Consider the following 17,946-nt stretch of genomic DNA (forward strand, 5'->3'; position numbering starts at 1 on the left):
GCCGATCATGACTTCCAGCAATGTCACTCTGGTGGCGCCGGTCAAGGGGGTGGTAGTCCCCCTGGCCGACGTGCCGGACCCGGTTTTTGCCGAGGGTACCCTCGGCCAGGGCATCGCCCTGGATCCCCTGGGCGGTTGCCTGCACGCGCCCTGCGCCGGCGAGGTGATTCAGTGTGCCCGTACCCATCACGCCTTCACCATCAAGAGCGACGAGGGCGTCGAGGTACTGGTTCATCTTGGCCTCGACACCGTCGCCCTCGAAGGCAAGGGCATCGAGCCCTGCGTCAGCCTGGGCCAGCGCATCGAGGCGGGCGAGCCGCTGTGCTACTTCGATGTAGATCAACTGGTATGCGAGGCGGTATCGCTGGTGACACCACTGGTGGTGCTGGATGCCGGAGGTCGTGAGTGGGTGTCGCTGGACCTGCGTGCCGGCGATATCGTCCAGCGCGGTGATCCGCTGGTGGTGCTGGGCCCCGAAAGGCTTGCCGATGATGTCACCGATGAAGAAGGCGGCGATGACCAGGCGCTGGAGCGCTCTCTGGTACTGGCGATCGAGTCAGGGTTGCACGCCCGGCCGGCGGCACGCCTGCGTGCCATCGCGCGTGATCACCAGGTGAGCCTGAGCCTGCTGCGCGACGCTCGCACGGCCAGTTCGGATAGTGTCAGCGCCCTGATGAACCTGGGGCTCGAGTGCGGTGACGAGGTGGTCATCAGAGTAAAGGGGCGTCAGGCCGACGCGGCCCTGGCGGCAGCGATGGCGCTGTTGACCACCCCGGAAGGGCATGGCCCAGGACAGGCGGAGGCCGCCACATCATCGGCAGCGCCCAGCGTCGATCTGCCCGCCGGACAGCTCGCAGGTCTTGTGGCCAGCGCCGGGATCGCGACCGGTCCGCTGGCGACACTGTCGGTCAAGTTACCCGAGGTACCGCTGGAAGGGCTGGGGCGCAAGCTGGAAAGTCCGCGTCTGAAAGAGGCGCTCGAACGCGTCGGGCGCCAGCTGGAGGCCGCCCGAGAGCGCGCCGAGCGCAGTGGCCAGACCGCCGAGGCGGAGGTGTTCGAGGCGCACCAGGCGTGGCTTGAAGACCCTGATCTGGTGGCCTCGTCGATCAGCCGCCTGGAAGAGGGACTAAGCCCTGGCCAGGCCTGGCGCGAGGCGCTGGATGCCGAGGCCGATCGGCTGCGGGCCACTGGTAACCCCATCCTGATCGGGCGGATCGCCGACCTGCGTGATCTGCAACGCCAGGTGATGCTGGAATTCAGCGAAGGCGAGGGCAGCGGGTTCGGTGATATCACCCCCGGCGCCATCGTCGTCGCAGAGGATCTGACACCGTCCACCTTCGTCGATCTCTGCGCCCTGGCGCCGGCAGGGATATGCCTGGCCGCCGGAGGCACCACCTCCCACGTGGCCATCATGGCCAGGGCCAGGGGATTGCCGTGCCTGGTCGCCATGGGCGGCGGCCTGATGGAAGCGACCGAGTCGTGTCTGGATCGGGCGGTGGTGCTGGATGCCGACAACGGCCGGCTGGAACTCGAGCCCGACCAGGCGCGTCGCGACCAGGTGGTGGCGGACATCGCCGCCCGCCAGGCGCGCGCCGAGGAAGAACGCGCCGAGGCTCACCTGGAGGTGGTCACCCGGGACAACCACATGGTCGAGGTGGCGGCCAATATCGGCAGCGCCGAGGAAGCCCGCCAGGCCAGCGACTGTGGTGCCGATGGCGTCGGCCTGATGCGCTCCGAGTTTCTTTTTCTGGGGCGTGACGCAGCGCCGGACGAGGACGCCCAGCGTCAGGAGTACCAGGCAAGCGTCGATGCGCTGGGTTCCAGGCCGGTGATCATCCGTACTCTGGATATCGGTGCCGACAAGCAGTTGCCGTACCTCACCCTGCCCACCGTCCCCAACCCGGCGCTGGGCGTGCGCGGCATGCGTTTGTGGCAGACCCAGCCGGCCCTGCTGGATACCCAGTTGAAGGCCTTGCTCGGGGTCAAGCCGTTGCGTCATCTGCGCATCATGGTGCCGATGGTCAGCGATGCCAGCGAACTCGAGTGGGTGCGCGAACGCATGGAGGCGCTGGCCGCCGAGATGCGGCTGACCGAACTGCCGCTGCTCGGCGCCATGATCGAGGTGCCCAGCGCAGCGCTGTGCTCCGCCGCCATGGCCAAGGTCGCGGACTTCCTGTCGATCGGCACCAATGACCTGACCCAGTATGGCCTGGCGATGGACCGCGAGGATCCTCAGCTGGCGGCCCAGGCCGACGTGCTGCATCCCGGAGTGCTGCGGCTGATCCAGGCGACCCTGTCGGGCACCGCCAACCGCTGCCCGGTGGGGGTGTGTGGCGCAGCGGCGGGTGACGACCTGGCCGGCCCGCTGCTGGTGGCCATGGGCGTGTCGGAATTGTCGGTGGAGCCGTCGCGTATCGCTTCGGTCAAGGCCCGCCTGCGCAGACTTGATGCCGCCGTGATCGCGCGTGAAATCGACACCCTGCTGGCGATGCCCGATGCAGCCTCGGTGCGCAAGGCACTGGCACCGCTGGTGGACGCCGCCCTCGACGTCGAACCCACTCCCGAGAGGATCCTGACATGACCACCTCCTTTGGTTCACGCCTGATGGCGGCACTTCAGCTGCTCGGGCGCTCCTTGATGCTGCCGATCGCGGTACTGCCGGTGGCCGGCCTGCTGCTGCGCCTGGGCCAGCCGGACCTGCTGGACATCGCCTTCGTCGCCAGCGCCGGTCAGGCGATCTTCGCCAACCTGGCGTTGATCTTCGCCATCGGGCTCGCCGTCGGCTTTGCCGACGACAGCAACGGCGCGGCGGGGCTCGCCGGGGTGATCGGCTATCTGGTGCTGGACGCGGTGCTGCAAAGCCTCAATCCCGAGATCGACATGGGGGTGCTGGCCGGCATCATCATGGGTACCGTGGCCGGGCTTCTGTACAACCGCTTCAAGGCGATAAAACTGCCCGACTATCTGGCCTTCTTCGGCGGACGGCGCTTCGTGCCCATCGCCACCGGCCTTGCCGGGGTGGTGCTGGGGATCGCCTTCGGCTGGGGCTGGCCGCCGATCCAGCACGCCATCGACACCCTGGGACACTGGCTGATCGACGCCGGCGCCTTTGGCAAGTTCGTCTACGGTGCGCTCAATCGACTGCTGATCGTCACCGGCCTGCACCACGTGCTCAACAGCTTTGTGTGGTTCGTGTTCGGCAGCTTCGGTGACGCCACCGGTGACCTCAATCGCTTCTTCGCCGGTGACCCGGCGGCGGGTGGTTTCATGGCCGGCTTCTTCCCGGTGATGATGTTCGGTCTGCCGGCGGCGGCACTGGCCATGTACCACACCGCAGACAAGGGCCGTCGCGCCCAGGTCGGCGGGCTCTTGATGTCGCTGGCGCTGACCGCCTTCCTGACCGGGGTGACCGAACCGATCGAGTTCACCTTCATGTTCCTGGCGCCGCTGTTGTACGCCTTCCACGCGCTGATGACCGGGCTGAGCATGGCGATCATGCAGTGGCTCGACGTCAAGCTTGGCTTCACCTTCTCGGCCGGGGCCTTCGACTACGCCCTGTCCTACGGTCTGTCCACCAACGGCTGGCTGATGCTGCCGGTGGGGCTGGCCATCGGTAGCGTCTACTACGTGCTGTTCCGGTGGGCGATCGTGCGCTTCGATCTGCCGACGCCAGGGCGTGAGCCGATGGACGAGGGCGCCAAGGTACAAGCCGAGGACCTGGGCGAGCGGGGGCCGGCCTTCGTCACGGCGCTCGGCGGTGCCGCCAACCTCGAGGCCGTCGGTGCCTGCACCACACGCCTGCGGCTGGTGCTCAAGGAGCCGGAGCAGATCGACGAGCCGGCACTCAAGGCGCTGGGCTCGCGTGGCATCATGCGCTTAGGCGGAGGTGGCATCCAGGTCATCCTGGGCCCCATCGCCGACAGCGTGTCCGATGAGATTCGCGCCGCCATGGCCGCCGAGGGCCAGACCCCGCCGGTGGGCGCCGACCCCGCACCTATCGCCACCGGCGTCCCCAAGGTGGTGAGCGCCAAGAGTCTCAATGACGAGCAGATAGACGCCTGGACCCGAGCGCTGGGTGGCTCGGACAACGTTCGCGCGCTGGAAGCCCGGGCGGCGACCCGTCTGCGCCTGGAGGTCGGCAGCGACGGTGCGCTGGACGAGCAGGCGCTGGCGCAGCTGGGTTGTCACGGCGTGATGCGAGTAGCCGATGGCGTCTGGCACCTGGTGGTGGGCAAGGACGCCGAGGCCCTGGCCGGTGGTCTGCACCAGGCAGGGCTGGCAGCCCGCTGAGTGGTAGCCCGCTGAGTGGTAGCCCGCTGGGTGGCAGGTGGCGAGTGTGATGCGCCCGCCACCTGCGGTCATCTCGCCTTACCGCCAGCGGCGGCACACTTCAGGGTGTGCCGCCGCTGGCGTTCTACGCCTGGCCATCTGGTGTAGACTTCCCCGTTCCCCCTGAAGACCCGGAGTCGCCATGCTGCCTCACCTGATCGTGTCCGACCTCGACGGTACCCTGCTGGGTGCCAACCATGACCTGGCCGAGCTGACCGTCGAGACCCTGCGTCGACTGGCCGCCGATGGCCACCGTATCGCCCTGGCCTCGGGCCGCCATCATCGCGACATGATCGGCTTTCGCGATCGCCTGGGGGTGGACGCCCATATCATCTCCAGCAACGGCGCCTGGACGCTGGACCCGAGCGACCGCTGCGTGCGGTCGGCACACCTCGCCCCGGAGCTGGTCGAGGCGCTGATCCAGCTGCCGCGTCATCCCGACGTACGCCTCAACATGTACCGCGACGAGGCCTGGGTGATCGATGATCACGCCCCGGGTCTGTTGTCGCTGCACGAGGCCACCGGCTTTGGCTACCGGGTGGAGGGACCGGGAGAGATGGACGTCCAGGGGGTCGGCAAGGTGCTCTATATCGGTGACCCCAGTCTGCTCGCCGACATCGAAGCCGGCGCCCGGGAGGCGGCAGGCGAGGCGCTTCACATCACCTACTCGATGAGTCATTCGCTGGAGATCATGGCCGCCGGGGTCAACAAGGGCACCGCCGTCTCGGCACTACTTGACGACCTCGGCATCCCCGCCACCCGTTGCCTGGCCTTCGGCGACAACCTCAATGATCTGGAGATGCTGGCGCTGGCCGGCGAGGCCCAGGTGATGGCCAACGCGCATCCCAGGCTGGCCGAGGACCTGCCCGAGGCCCGCGTGATCGGTCACCACGCCGAGGCAGCGGTGGCCCAGCACCTGCGGCAGCGCTTTGGGCTGGACGGCTGACGGGCGGCCGAGGCAAAGGCAGCGCGCTACACTGAGGCCACACTTGGGGCAGTGGTGGGGCGGCGGGCTAGCGCCGTCATACCGAGGTCTTGCATCCCCTGTAACAGGAGGCAGTGATGAACGGATTTGACCCGATGTTTCTCGATCGCCATGTGCGCGACACCATGGCGTTCTATCATCCGCGGGCGATCGATCCGCACGGCGGTTTCTTCCAGTATTTTCGTGACGATGGCCACATCGTCGACGCCGGACATCGGCACCTGGTCTCCAGTACGCGTTTCGTGGTGACCTATGCACGCTTTGCTCGCCAGACCGGCAATCCCGAGTATCTGCACTGGGCCCGCCATGGTCTGGCCTATCTCGAAAAGGCCCACTTCCAGACGCGCCATCAGGGCTACGCCTGGACCCTGCGCGATGGAAAGGTCGAAGACCCCACCCATCACTGTTACGGCCTGGCCTTCGTGTTGCTGGCCTACGCCGAGGCCTATAGCGCCGGCATCGATGAAGCCTACGAGGGTATCGGTCGGGTACACGCCATGCTCGACAAGCGCTTCTGGGAACCCCAGTGGCAGCGCTTCGCCGATGAGGCAGATGAGCACTGGAATCTCAGCGACTATCGCGGCCAGAACGCCAACATGCATGGTTGTGAGGCGCTGATCGCCGCCTTCGAGGCCACCGGCGAGACCCCCTATCTGGACCAGGCCATGGCCATCGCCCGCGCGATCACCAAGGCCAGCGATGACCATCCCCATGGCTGGATCTGGGAGCACTACAACCGCCAGTGGCAGCGCGACTTCGACTATAACCGCGACGATCCCAAGCATCTGTTCCGTCCCTGGGGCTATCAGGTGGGCCACCAGACCGAATGGGCCAAGCTGCTGGTGCTGCTGGCACGCTATCGCGATGATGCCTGGTTGATCCCCACCGCCGAGCGGTTGTTCTCGAGCGCCTGCGAAGCGGGCTGGGACAGGACCCATGGCGGCCTGGTCTATGGCCTGGATCTCGACGGGCAGGTATGTGACGGCGACAAATACTTCTGGGTCCAGGCGGAGAGCTTCGCCGCGGCCGCCGTGCTCTGGGAGGTCACCGGCAAGGCCAGCTATCGACGCTGGTACCAGCGGCTGTGGGACTACAGTTGGCAGCACATGATCGACCACCACCATGGCGCCTGGGTGCGTATCCTGACGCCGGACAATCGTCGTTACGACAACCTGAAGAGCCCTGCCGGCAAGGTCGACTACCACACCATGGGCGCCTGTCAGGACGTCATGGAAGTGCTCGAGCGGCTGGATCGCTAGGCATCTGTCTTCGGCGCCGGCCGATGCCATGCCACGGCCGGCGCTCCACACCGTCCTGGGCCGTCAGGCGTCCTTCTTTGGCGCCTCCATGCGCCTGAGCTGGCGCCACAGATCGCGGCGCAGGTCCGCCACTCGGGGGCGCTCGTCAGGGTCGAAGGCCAGCGGGCGCACCAGACGCTGGGTGCGCAGCCCCAGACGTGCCCCCAGCAGCCCCACGCCGAGGCCCTGGGCGGCGCGGGTGGACAGCCGCCCGGCCAGGTCCAGCGACAGCATCTGCATGCTGGCGTCGGCGGCAAGCTCGGTGGCGCCGGCGAAGGCCATCTGATAGAGCACGCTGCGTAGCAGGCGTACCCGGGCGGCGTAGCCCAGCTCCAATCCGTAGAGTCGGCACAGGCGATCGATCATCGCCAGGTGGCGCCAGGCCACCAGTGCCATGTCGACCAGGGTCAGCGGGCTGACTGCCACCATCACGGCGGTCTCTCCGCTCATGCGCGAGATCAGCCGGCGCGCCTCTCGGTCACGGGGGGCGAGCAGATGGTGGGCCACCAGCGCCTGCAGGTCACGGCCGTCATGGTGGTCTTCACGGGCGGCCTCGAAGGCCAGCCAATGGGGATCGTCGTCGCCGAGGGCCAGCTGATGCTTGAGCCGTCTGACCATGGACAGTGCGTCCCTGGGGGAGCGCGACGGCAATTCGGCCAGGGATTCACGCAACTGGTCGTGGCGCTTGAGGCGCCTAAGGCGAAACAGCTCCCGACTCAGGGCGAGCCCGCCAAGACCGATGGTGGCAAGTCCCAGCAGTTGCCAGCCGGTGGCGATCAGGTCACCGCCTGCCAGGGTAGCGGGGACCCCGGTCACCAGTTCGGCGCCGCCTAGTCCCACCGCCGCTCCCAGTACTGCCATCAGGCCCCAGCGGCGCTTGCGTGGGCGTCCCAGAGAGCCCTCCAGATCTACCTTGGTATCGGTTTCCGGCGCCTCGGCTGGGGTCAGCGCTCGGCTATCCAGGTGATCGTCGAAGCGCAGGCCCGGACGCGGGTCACTGAAGGTGGTGTTGTCGACGCCGGCAGCGGAGGGCGCATCGTCGTCATCGGCGAAGCGTACCGCAGGGCGCGGGTCGTCACGGCTATCTCGAGTCATGCGAGCTTGTCTCCAATCAGCCAGTCCAGCGCCAGGTCCATGCGAATATGGGGCAGCGCACCGGTGGTCGAGGGCTGAGGGCGGAAGGCGGTGAAATCGAACCCCTGGCGATCCCAGAAGGCTGGGTCAGGCAGGCGGCTGGGCACCTCGCCGGGGAAGGCCAGCAAGGGCTCGCCTTCCAGGGTGACGCCCTTGAGCGCAGGGGATTTCCTGCCCTGGTGGGTGACCTCGCGGGCCTCGGTGGCGCGAATGGCCGCCAGCGACATGGCCTTGACCGGAATATTGGCGTACTTGAGGTTCTTCAGTGGTTCGGCCAGCAGCGCCTCGAGCAGCCCGACCAGGCGGGCATGCTGTTCCGGGGTCACGTGGTCGGCCTTGGTGGCGGCGATGGCGAGGCGGTCGATGCGTGGCGTGAACAGCCGCGAGAACAGGCTGCGCTGGCCGTAGTTGAAGCTCTGCATCAGACGATGGAGCGCCTTGGACAGATCCTCGAAGCGTTCCGGCCCGGCATTCAGTGCCCCCAGCACGTCCACCAGCACGATCTGGCGATCGAAGCGCCGGAAGTGCTCGCGGTAGAACGGCTTGACGATATGTTGCTGGTAGTAGCTGAAACGTCGGGCCAGGGTACGGTAGACGCTGGTCTCGGGCAGCCGTTCGAGCTCGTCGGGCGATGCCTGCTCCAGCCCCGGCAGGGGGAAGAACTGCAGCACCGGGGCGCCGGACAGCTCCCCCGGCAGCAGAAAACGGCCGGGCTGAAGGTCGGAGAAGCCGGCCTCCCTGGCGGCGCGCAGGCCTTCGGCGTAGCGCTCGCTGATCTCCGCCAGGCGGGCCTCGTCGGCCTCGTCGTCGAGCCGAAGTTCACGCACCGCGCTTTCCCAGTCGGCCAGCATGGCGCGCCTTGCTGGCCCCGCCGCGTCCCACTGGGCGAGGCTCCAGCTCAGGAAGTCGTGGTCCAGCAGCGGCAGGTCGAGCAGCCACTCGCCAGGATAGTCGAACAGGTCCAGGGTCAACTCGGCGGTATCGGGTCGCAACCACTGCTGGCGACCGGGGCGATAGCGAATCTTCAGGCGTAACTCGCTGATGCCACGGGTGGGCTGGGGCCACTCGGGAGGAGTGCTCTCGAGGCTGGCGCGGGCTCGGTCGAAGGGAAACCTGGGGACCGCGAGATCCTGCTGGGAAACGCGCTGGGCGCCCAGCAGGCGCCCCTCGCGGCTGGCCGAAAGCAGGTCGAGCCGCGCCTCGAGCCCGGCGTGACGCAACTGGTCCACCAGGGAGGTCAAGAATGCCGTCTTGCCGGCCCGAGATAGCCCGGTCACCGCCAGACGCAGCTGGCGGTCTCGGCCGCGCTCGATCAGGTCCATCAGATCACGGGTCAGGTCCGTTGGCATTGCCACTCCGTCGGTAATAGTTATTCCTTAATCTGGGGGCGACCGGCGTCAAAGGCAAGACGCTGCGCCGCGATCAGTATCAGCGGCAGGGCAGCCATCGGCAACAGCCACAGATTGAGCGTCTGCCAGCCCAGCCACTGGATCAGCGGGCCGGCCGCCAGGGCGGTGATCGCCGCAGTAGAAAACACCAGGAACTCGTTGGCGGCCTGGACGCGGGCCTTTTCTGCAGGCAGGTGACACTCGGTCAGAAGGCCAGTGGCCGGCAGAAAGGTAAAGTTCCAGCCCAGTCCCAGCAGGATCAAGGTGACATTGAAGCCCGCCAGGCTGGAGGGTGCCAGGGCGCTGAGGGCACTGGCGCAAAGCAGCACACAACCCAGCGCGATCATGCGTGTCGTGCCGAACCGCTGGGTCAGTTGGCCGGTGAAGAACGAGGGCGCGAACATCGCCAGCACATGCCACTGAATCGTCATCGAGACGTGGTGAAAGGCGTGGCCATCGGAGGCCATGGCCAGGGGGGTGGCGGTCATGGCCAGGTTCATCACGCCGTAGCCGATCATGGCGGCGAGTACCGCAAGCCAAAGCTTGGGCTGTGCCAGCAGCTCCCCAAGCGGACGTCTCTTGCCATGACGGGTGCTCGGGTCCAGCGGTGGCAAAGGTACCACCAGCAACAGGGCCAGGGCGATGAGGTAGAGCGCTGCCAGGCCGATGAAGCTTCCGAGAAAGGGCGTCGTGACGGCGTCCTGACTGATACGCGCAAGCCAGGGGCCGAAGAAGGCGGCCAGCACACCACCGCCCATGACCAGACCGATGGCCCTGTCCCTGGCGCCGCTCGGGGCCAGCTCGATCGCCGCGAAGCGATAGAGCTGACCGAAGCCGATGCCCACGCCGATCGCCATGGTCGCCACGGCGAAGGCGGCGAAGTGATTGGCCAGCAGCGCCAGGTAGGCGGCCACCGTGCCGGCGAAGCCGATCAGGTTGCCGATCACGAAGCCTCGCTTGCGCCCCAATCGGCCCATGATCAAGGAGGCCGGCAGGGTGGCGAGCATCAACCCCAGCCACTGAGTCGCCACCGGCAGGGTGGACAGCCAGGGCGAGGGCGCCAGGCTCTGGCCGATCAGCGGCGAGACGGCGATCAACAGAATGTTGCCGCTCACCAGCAGCGCCTGACACAGCGACAGCAGAAGCACACCGCCGGGGAGGCGGGATGAAGTCACAGGGGGCATGGCGGAGTCTCCGGTAACGAAGGTCGTGGATAAAAAAGACTGAGGCGGTGACTCAGCGATGGTTCGCTGAATCGGCGCCGAAGCGCGCGCGGTAGATCGACGGCGAAACGCCATAGTGGCGATGGAACTGGCGTCTCAATTGTTCGCTGGTGCCCAGGCGCCAGCGTGAAGCGAGGCGTTCCAGCGAGGTTTCGCCACGCACCAGCTCGCGCCGAGCCGCCTCCAGGCGCAGTCCGGTGAGATACTCGCCGGGACTGGTGTCCAGGTGGTGGCGAAACAGCCGGGTCAGGTGGCGTGGGGTGATCTTCAGGCTGTCGGCCATGCTCTCCAGGTCGAAGGCGCCGCCGGGGTCGGCGTGCAGTCGATCGATCAAGGGGCGCAGGCGGGGGCCGCAACGATGCTGGCGAGACAGCAGTTCGCTGAACTGGGACTGGCCGCCGGGGCGATGGAGGAACATCACCAGTTCGCGGGCCACCGCTGCGGCGGCTTCTGCGCCCAGATCACTCTCGACCAGCGACAGTGCCAGGTCGATGCCGGCGGTGACCCCGGCGCTGGTGTAGCGCCCGCCGTCATGGACGTAGAGCGCATCGGCCTGGACCCTTACCTGCGGAAAGTCGTCGGCAAGCTGTCGACAGTGGCGCCAGTGGGTGGTGGCGCTGCGTCCGTCGAGCAGGCCCGCATCGGCCAGCAGGAAGGCGCCGGTGCAGACGGCGCCCAGGCGCCCGAGGTGCGGCGCCACCCGCGTCAGTCGTTCGCGCCAGCGCTGTTGCTGGCACTGGACGAAGACGCCGTGGCCTCCGGCGATGAGCAGGGTGGTCAGGTCGCGGCCGTTGCCGCCAGCATCGGGGGGCTTGTCGAGTTCGCTCTCCCACCCTTCCCAGTCAAGATCCGGCAGGAGTCGCAGACCGCCGTTGGTGACCAGTTCGCTCGCACTTCGGCCGATCAGACGTAGCCGGTAGGCAGGCTTGCCCAGCACGTCGTTGGCGCTGGCGAAGACCTGCCAGGGGCCGCTGACGTCGAGCATCTGACAGTCGGGGTAGGCCAGCAGGGCGACGTCTCGAGTCGTGGTCACGATGGGGGCTCCAGAGAAGGGGGGGCGCACCTGACAACGGCGCGACAGCGAATCTCTGGAGTCTGGGGGAGGTCAGGAATGTCGGCAAGGACCAATACCCCACCGATATGGACATACGGTGTCCACAACGACGACGCCCCGCCTTGACAGGGCGGGGCGTCGCGGTCAGAGCAGACCGTGGTGACGGTCAGGTTCTGGTCCGTCGGAGATCGGGAGCATCAGCCGGCAAAGGCCAGGTAGATGGCGATGACCAGGATCACCAGCACGATGCCCGCCGGCACGGCGCCCTTCCAGGGCGTCAGGTCGACGGCGCCCACGTCCTCCTGCTTCCAGGCCTCAGCGCGCGGGCGCAGCTTGCCGATCACCAGCATCAATGCCACCAGCAGCACGAACACCAGGGCGACGAAGTGGAACTCGTGCATGATCACCGGCAGCTTGTTGAAGGGCGGGATGAAGTAGCCACAGAAGATGGCCAGACAGCCACCCACCAGGGCGATCTTGGCCGCCATGGGGGGCACCCGCCGGGTCAGCAGGCCGACCACCACCACCGCCAGGATGGGGATGAAGTAGATGGCGTTCATCTTCTGCAGATAACCGAACAGGCTTTCCTGGCCGGCCAGCAGTGGCGCGATGATCATCGCGGAGATGGCCATGATCCAGCCGAACACCTGGCTCGACTTGACCACCTGAGCCTCGGTGGCGTCCTTCTTCAGGACCGCCTTGTAGAGGCCCAGACTGAACAGGGTGGTGGTGGAGTTCAGCGCCGAGTTGAAGGAAGACAGGATGGCGCCGACCATCACCGCGGCGAAGAAGCCGGTGAGTGGCGCCGGCAGCACGTTGAACACCAGGTGGCCGTAGGCCGCGTCAGCCTTGACGCCCTGATCGGCGTACAGGTGGTAGGCGATGATGCCCGGCAGGACCAGGTACAGGGGCCCCAGCAGCTTGAAGAAGCCGGTCAGCAGCACGCCCTTCTGGCCCTCGGCCAGGTTCTTGGCGGCGAAGGTCCGCTGGATGATCTGCTGGTTGGTGGTCCAGTAGAAGACGTTGATCAGGAAGACGCCGGTGAACAGGGTGAAGAAGGGGACGCTCTGCTCGCTGCCACCGATGGAGTTCATCTTGTCGGGGTTGGATTCCTTGAGGATCTCCCAGCCGGCGAGCACACCGCCATTGTCGCTGACCGCCTGAAGGCCGAAGTAGACGATCACGAAGCCACCGATCAACAGGCCGACGCCATTGAGGGTATCCGACACGGCAACGGTGCGCAGGCCCCCGAACAGGGCATAGATGGAGCCGATGATGCCGACGATCCACACCGTCAGCCACAGCAGGGTGGTGCTGGATTCGATGCCGGTGAGCCCGGACAGGTCGAGCATGCCCTGCAGGCCGATGGCGCCGGAGTAGAGGATGATCGGCAGCAGTACCACCGCGTAGGCGATCAGGAAGATCACGTTGGTGATCAGTTGGGTGCCCTTGTCGAAGCGAATCTCGAGCAGCTGGGGCAGGGTGGCGATGCCGCTTTTCAGAAAGCGCGGCAGGAAGAACAGCGCCAGCGCCACCAGCGCCATGACCGCCACCACCTCCCAGGCCATCACGCTGAGGCCATCGGTGAAGGCGGAGCCGTTGAGGCCGACCATCTGCTCGGTGGACAGGTTGGTCATCAACAGCGAGCCGGCGATCAGCGGGAAGGTCAGGCTGCGTCCCGCCAGGAAGAAGCCGCTGGTGCTTGAATGGTCGTCACGGCGGGTGATGCGCCAGGTGATGAAGGCGACCAGTCCTGTAAAGAACAGGAAGGACGCGAAGGTGAGTAGGGGCATGGTGTCATCCTTGCGGTCGTTGTCCGGTGCGGCGTGGTCGTGAGCCACCTCCCAAAGGGGGCATGGCGATTACCGCACTTGGGTCGATGTCCGTGCCGAGCGCCAGCTGGCAGGCCAGTGGCGCCGACACCCAGGAAGTATCTTTGCAGCGCTTGCGTCATCCTGCCCGCTGCAGTGCATCTTTTGGCGCTGAAGCAGCGCGGGTTCGCGCAGTGTCGCATTGACGTCAAGTCGGTGGAAATTCCGAAAGTCTTCGTCTTTTTCCAGAAAGACGTCGAACTTAAAGGATTAAGTTAACCGACGGTTGCGTATTCCAACTACGTGATCGCAAGTCTAATCGGCTCGCCGTGGCGAGCCATACGTCTTTTGTCGCAGCGGGTCAGTTTGGCGGAGCTGCTGAAATCGGCACAGGCTCGATGATGCCGAACAGTTGCAGCAGTGTCGGCGTTGCCGCGATGATAAAGCCGCACAGGGCCAGTGCACGACCGGGCCATCGGCGCTGCGGGTGGCGTGCCAGGTGAAGGCCGAGCAGGCAGACCAGCAAGCCCGTGAGATGAAACACCACGGCGAGCGATCGAAGCAGTTCAAACGAGGTCATGGGCTGTCCCTGGGCATCCTGTGGCAGAGGGGCGACGTGGCGGAATCCGCGAGCGAAAGGGCGCGGCCGCCTGGGTCACAAGCGAGCGAAGGGGAGTCTGCCATGACCGACAGGGTGGTGCGAGCCGACGAAGTGATCGAGTTCTGGTTTCAGACGCTGACACCAAAACAGTGGTTTGCCAAGGATGATGCGCTGGATGGCCGTATCCGCCATGACTTCGGTGCGACCCTGGCGGCGGCGGCCGCCGGCGAGACCTGGCAGTGGCGTACCTCGGCCCGCGGGCGGCTGGCGGAAATCCTGGTGCTCGATCAGTTCTCTCGCAACATCTACCGCGGCGAGCCGCGAGCCTTCGCCTGTGACGGTCAGGCCCTGGTACTGGCCCAGGAGGCGGTGTCCCAGCGCGCAGATCGGGTGCTCGATCCTCCCTGGCGAGCCTTCCTGTACATGCCCTATATGCACAGCGAGTCGTTGCGTGTGCACGACGAGGCGCTGCGCCTGTTCGACCAACCGGGACTCGAGCACAACCTGCACCACGAACATCGCCACCGCGAGGTACTGGTGCGTTTTGGTCGTTATCCTCAGCGCAATGAGGCGCTGGGACGAGCGTCCACCGCCGAGGAGCTGGCCTTTCTTGCCCAGCCCGGCAACCGATTCTAGTCGCGACGAAGGGGCTGTCATCGGCGCTGACCCAGCGTCACCGGACGGCATTCGTGCTGTCGCGTCTCACATTACGTGACATATCCCTACTTTCGTATGCATTGATGTAATGGTATAGCTGTGAGCGGTGAAGATCGTCCGCGGGCGATCGACGCGGCACCTCGCGCCCTGGTCAAGGGATTTGGTCGAAGGAGCGAGGGTGAATGATTCGCAAGTTTCCATTCAGTGACGAAAGGAGAACGCAATGAGCTTTATCGCGTGGTTGATCATCGGTGGTCTGGCGGGCTGGATCGCGGGCAACATCATGCGTGGCGGCGGCTTCGGCCTGCTCGGCAACATCGGCGTCGGCGTGGTAGGTGCCCTGATTGGCGGCCTGCTGTTCAGCCTGGTGGGGCTGTCCAGCGGCGGCTTTATCGGTTCACTGGTCACAGCGGTGGTGGGTGCCGTGGTGCTGCTGTGGGGTGTGGGCAAGCTACGCGGTTAGCGCGCTCTGATCAGCGACCGAATGGCGGCGACTCGCCGTCATCGCAAGGGGCCCGGTGCACTGCACCGGGCCCTTGTCGTAGGTGGCCCCTGCCAGGGGCCTGATGCACCGCTCAGCCGGCGCGCTGGGCCGGGTCCGGCAGGGTCGGGAAGCGCGGCGGATGTGCCTCGAGAAAGGCGTGGCAGGCGCGCAGTACCCGGGCGTCGTCGAACTTGCCGCCGGCCAGCTGGAAACCCACCGGCAGGCCACGGTCGGTGAAACCGCAGGGTACCGAGGCGGCCGGCTGCTGGCTCAGGTTGAAGGGGTAGGAGAATGGCGCCCACTCCTCCCAGTCGCGCATCTGGCTACCCGGCGGCACCTGGTGGTTGATCTCGAAGGGGCTGATCGGCACCGAGGGCGTCATCAGCAGGTGGTAGTCCTGGTTGAACTGCTCAAGACGCATGGTCAGCTCGGCTCGGGCCGCCTGGGCGCGAAACAGCTCCACGGCCTTCCACTCTTCTGCACGCAGGGCGTTCTCGTAGAGGCCGGGGTCCAGCTTGGCGCGTTCGCTGTCGCTGAGCTGCGAGACCATCTCCAGCGAGGCGGTGAACCACAGCCGCTGAAAGATCCATAGCGGCGAGGGCAGCTCTGGATCCACCTCGCAGATCTCCGCGCCCAGATCGCGCATGCGATCCGCCGCTTCTCTGACCCGTGTGGCGACCTGAGGGTCCACCTCGGCGAAGCCCAGATCGGTGGAAAAGGCGATGCGCAGTCCCTCGAGCCCCTTGCCGATATCCTGGCCCCAGTCCTCCGGCTGGCCCCGGGTGGCGTAGGGATCGACATAGTCGTAGCGGCCAATGACATTGAGCATCGCCACGGCGTCGTCGACGCTGCGGGCGATGGGTCCGATATGGGACAGCGTCGGTTCTTCCGCCGGCGGCCACTGGGGCGTCCAGCCGAAGGTCGGCTTGAAGCCGAACACCCCGCAGAAGGCGGCGGGAATGCGGATCGAGCCGCCGGAGTCGCCGCCCTGGTGCAACACCCCCATGTTGAGGGCCGCTGCGGCGGCAGCACCGCCGGACGAACCTCCTGCGGTCAGGCGGGTATCCCAGGGGTTGCAGGTGGCGCCGAACACCCGATTGTCGGTGACCGCCTTCCAGCCGTCTTCCGGCGTGTTGGTCTTGCCCAGCAGGATGGCGCCGGCCTCTCTCAGGCGTTTCGCCGGTGGCGCGTCGGCATCGCAGGGCTCGCTTGAACCCAGCAGCGAGCCGTTGGACGTCGGCATGCCGGCCACGTTGGTCAGATCCTTGAGCGAGACCGGAACACCGTCGATCGGACTCAGCGGCTTGCCCCGGCCCCAGCGACGTGCCGACGCCTTGGCCGCCTTTTCGGCACCCTCGGCGTCGACGTAGGTGTAGGCATTGACGGCGTCGTTGAAGCGCTCGATGCGCGCAAGCGCCGCCCGTGTAGCTTCCAGGGGGGAGGCGTCGCCGCTGCGATAGTGCTCCGTCAGCGCGGCAACGCCCAGAATGCCCAGTTCGTCCTCTTGCATGGTCGGGTCCCTCGCGTCCATGGATGGACCCTTACCCTAGCTTGATTCGGCATAGTGTTGCCAACCCCCACAAACGATGACGCCACCGGCGGGACCGGTGGCGTCATCGGCTGACGGCTCAGGCCGTCAAGGCTTCACGATCAGGCGGTGGCGGCGGCTTCGCTGCCGACCAGGGCCTTGAGGTTCTGCTCGACGATGTCCAGGCCTTCCTCGAGTACCTTGTCCTCGATGGTGACCGGCATCAAGAAGCGGATGGTGTTGCCGAACATGCCGCAGGACAGCAGGATCAGGCCCTGCTCCCGGGCACGCTTGCACAGGGCGGCGGCGAGATCCGGAGCCGGCTGACCGTCCTTGCCGTTGAGTTCGAAGGCGGCCATGGAACCCAGGTTGCGCGGGTGGACCACGGCGTCGAAGTCGCTCGCCCACTGGGCAAAACGCTTGGCCAGCTTGTCGCCCAGCGCCTGGCTCTTGGCCAGGATGTCCTCTTCCTCGAACACCTCCATCACCGCCAGGGTCGCGGCGCAGGACACCGGGCTGCCGGAGTAGGTGCCGCCCAGCGAGTTGCCGCCGGAGGCGTCCATGTGCTCGGCGGTGCCGACCACGGCGGAGATCGGCATGCCTGCGGCCATGCTCTTGGCCATGGTCATCAGGTCCGGCTTCACGCCGCTGTGTTCGATGGCGAACATCTTGCCGGTACGACCGAAGCCGCTCTGGACCTCGTCGACGATCATCAGGATGCCGTGTTCGTCACAGATCTCGCGGATCTTCTCGAGGAAGCTCTGCGGCGCGGGGTAGAAGCCGCCTTCACCCAGTACCGGCTCGAGCACGATGGCGGCGGTATCCTTGGGGTTGGCGTCGGTCTTCAGCACCATCTTGAGGCGACGCACCGCCTCTTCCTCGCTGATGCCGTGCTCGGCCACCGGGTAGCCGGCGCGGAACACACAACCCGGCATGGTGCCGAAGTCGCTGGCGTAGGGGGCAACCTTGCCGTTCATCGCCATGGTCATGAAGGTACGGCCGTGGTAGCCGCCGTCGAAGCAGATGACGTTGTTGCGACCGGTGGCGGCGCGGGCGATCTTGACCGCGTTTTCCAGCGCCTCGGCGCCGGAGTTGGCCAGCATCACCTTGGCCTCACCGCGCACCGGGGTGATCGCAGCAAGCTTTTCGGCGACCTTCACGTAGCCCTCGTAGGGCATCACGGTCTGGCAGGTGTGCATCACCTTGTCGAGCTGGTCCTTGACCGCCTGCACCACCTTGGGGTGGCAGTGACCGATGTTGAGCACGCCGATACCGCCGGCGAAGTCGATGAAGCGGTTGCCATCGGCATCCCACAGTTCAGCGTTCTTGGCGCGATCGGCGAAGGCGGTGGCGGGGCTGGCCGCGCCCTTGGCGACGTACTTGTCTTTGAGTTCGTTCAGCTGAGCGTTATTCATGTCGTGACTCCTTTGAGGGCACTGAATGTATAGGGTAGA

General features: G+C 66.4%; 14 protein-coding genes. 6 read left to right on the forward strand and 8 right to left on the reverse strand.

Annotated features, from left to right (window positions below; genetic code table 11):
* The first annotated feature begins 7 nt into the window (after positions 1 to 7).
* From ptsP to KUV74_RS19740, 4 genes are all read left to right on the forward strand, one after another.
* Positions 8 to 2,581, forward strand: a complete 2,574-nt coding sequence (ptsP, locus tag KUV74_RS19725; RefSeq protein WP_222517166.1) for a phosphoenolpyruvate--protein phosphotransferase — start codon at positions 8 to 10, stop codon at positions 2,579 to 2,581.
* Complete coding sequence (nagE, locus tag KUV74_RS19730) at positions 2,578 to 4,290, forward strand: N-acetylglucosamine-specific PTS transporter subunit IIBC (protein ID WP_222517167.1); 1,713 nt, start codon at positions 2,578 to 2,580, stop codon at positions 4,288 to 4,290. Before ptsP ends, nagE begins: the two co-directional genes overlap by 4 nt.
* A 181-nt stretch (positions 4,291 to 4,471) precedes the next feature.
* Positions 4,472 to 5,275, forward strand: a complete 804-nt coding sequence (locus KUV74_RS19735; protein ID WP_222517168.1) for a Cof-type HAD-IIB family hydrolase — start codon at positions 4,472 to 4,474, stop codon at positions 5,273 to 5,275.
* Positions 5,276 to 5,391: 116 nt separating this feature from the next.
* Entirely contained in the window at positions 5,392 to 6,573 is a 1,182-nt protein-coding gene (locus tag KUV74_RS19740) for an AGE family epimerase/isomerase (protein ID WP_222517169.1), read from the forward strand.
* Between the two features lie 63 nt (positions 6,574 to 6,636).
* Here the strand turns inward: KUV74_RS19740 and KUV74_RS19745 are convergent, their stop codons facing one another.
* From KUV74_RS19745 to KUV74_RS19770, 6 genes are all read right to left on the reverse strand, one after another.
* Positions 6,637 to 7,707: a YcjF family protein gene (locus KUV74_RS19745; RefSeq protein ID WP_222517170.1), complete on the reverse strand. Its 1,071-nt coding sequence runs from the start codon at positions 7,705 to 7,707 to the stop codon at positions 6,637 to 6,639.
* Positions 7,704 to 9,095, reverse strand: a complete 1,392-nt coding sequence (locus KUV74_RS19750; RefSeq protein ID WP_108133246.1) for a YcjX family protein — start codon at positions 9,093 to 9,095, stop codon at positions 7,704 to 7,706. Before KUV74_RS19750 ends, KUV74_RS19745 begins: the two co-directional genes overlap by 4 nt.
* A 20-nt stretch (positions 9,096 to 9,115) precedes the next feature.
* Positions 9,116 to 10,318 (reverse strand): MFS transporter, encoded by a 1,203-nt coding sequence (locus KUV74_RS19755; protein WP_222517171.1) that lies wholly within the window; start codon positions 10,316 to 10,318, stop codon positions 9,116 to 9,118.
* Between the two features lie 52 nt (positions 10,319 to 10,370).
* Positions 10,371 to 11,390, reverse strand: coding sequence for a GlxA family transcriptional regulator (locus KUV74_RS19760; protein ID WP_231498678.1), 1,020 nt, complete (start codon positions 11,388 to 11,390; stop codon positions 10,371 to 10,373).
* A 218-nt stretch (positions 11,391 to 11,608) separates the two neighbouring features.
* Positions 11,609 to 13,204, reverse strand: coding sequence for a solute:sodium symporter family transporter (locus tag KUV74_RS19765; RefSeq protein ID WP_108133248.1), 1,596 nt, complete (start codon positions 13,202 to 13,204; stop codon positions 11,609 to 11,611).
* 379 nt (positions 13,205 to 13,583) lie between these two features.
* Complete coding sequence (locus tag KUV74_RS19770) at positions 13,584 to 13,802, reverse strand: hypothetical protein (RefSeq protein ID WP_045992932.1); 219 nt, start codon at positions 13,800 to 13,802, stop codon at positions 13,584 to 13,586.
* Between the two features lie 102 nt (positions 13,803 to 13,904).
* Between KUV74_RS19770 and KUV74_RS19775 the strand changes: the two genes are divergently transcribed.
* Both KUV74_RS19775 and KUV74_RS19780 read left to right on the forward strand, forming a co-directional pair.
* Positions 13,905 to 14,459 (forward strand): DUF924 family protein, encoded by a 555-nt coding sequence (locus KUV74_RS19775; protein WP_108133249.1) that lies wholly within the window; start codon positions 13,905 to 13,907, stop codon positions 14,457 to 14,459.
* A gap of 244 nt (positions 14,460 to 14,703) precedes the next feature.
* Positions 14,704 to 14,943, forward strand: a complete 240-nt coding sequence (locus KUV74_RS19780; protein WP_045992930.1) for a GlsB/YeaQ/YmgE family stress response membrane protein — start codon at positions 14,704 to 14,706, stop codon at positions 14,941 to 14,943.
* Between the two features lie 112 nt (positions 14,944 to 15,055).
* On the opposite strand, the gene KUV74_RS19785 is transcribed toward KUV74_RS19780, so the two are convergent.
* The gene (locus KUV74_RS19785) at positions 15,056 to 16,474 is read right to left on the reverse strand and encodes an amidase (protein WP_108133250.1); all 1,419 of its coding nucleotides are present in this window, start codon (positions 16,472 to 16,474) and stop codon (positions 15,056 to 15,058) included.
* Positions 16,475 to 16,614: 140 nt separating this feature from the next.
* A complete protein-coding gene (gene gabT, locus KUV74_RS19790; RefSeq protein WP_108133251.1) occupies positions 16,615 to 17,907 on the reverse strand; it encodes a 4-aminobutyrate--2-oxoglutarate transaminase in 1,293 nt (430 codons plus the stop codon).
* Between the last annotated feature and the right edge of the window lie 39 nt (positions 17,908 to 17,946).

Source organism: Halomonas sp. DP1Y21-3 (assembly GCF_019801245.1).
Classification (GTDB): Bacteria; Pseudomonadota; Gammaproteobacteria; order Pseudomonadales; family Halomonadaceae; genus Halomonas; species Halomonas litopenaei.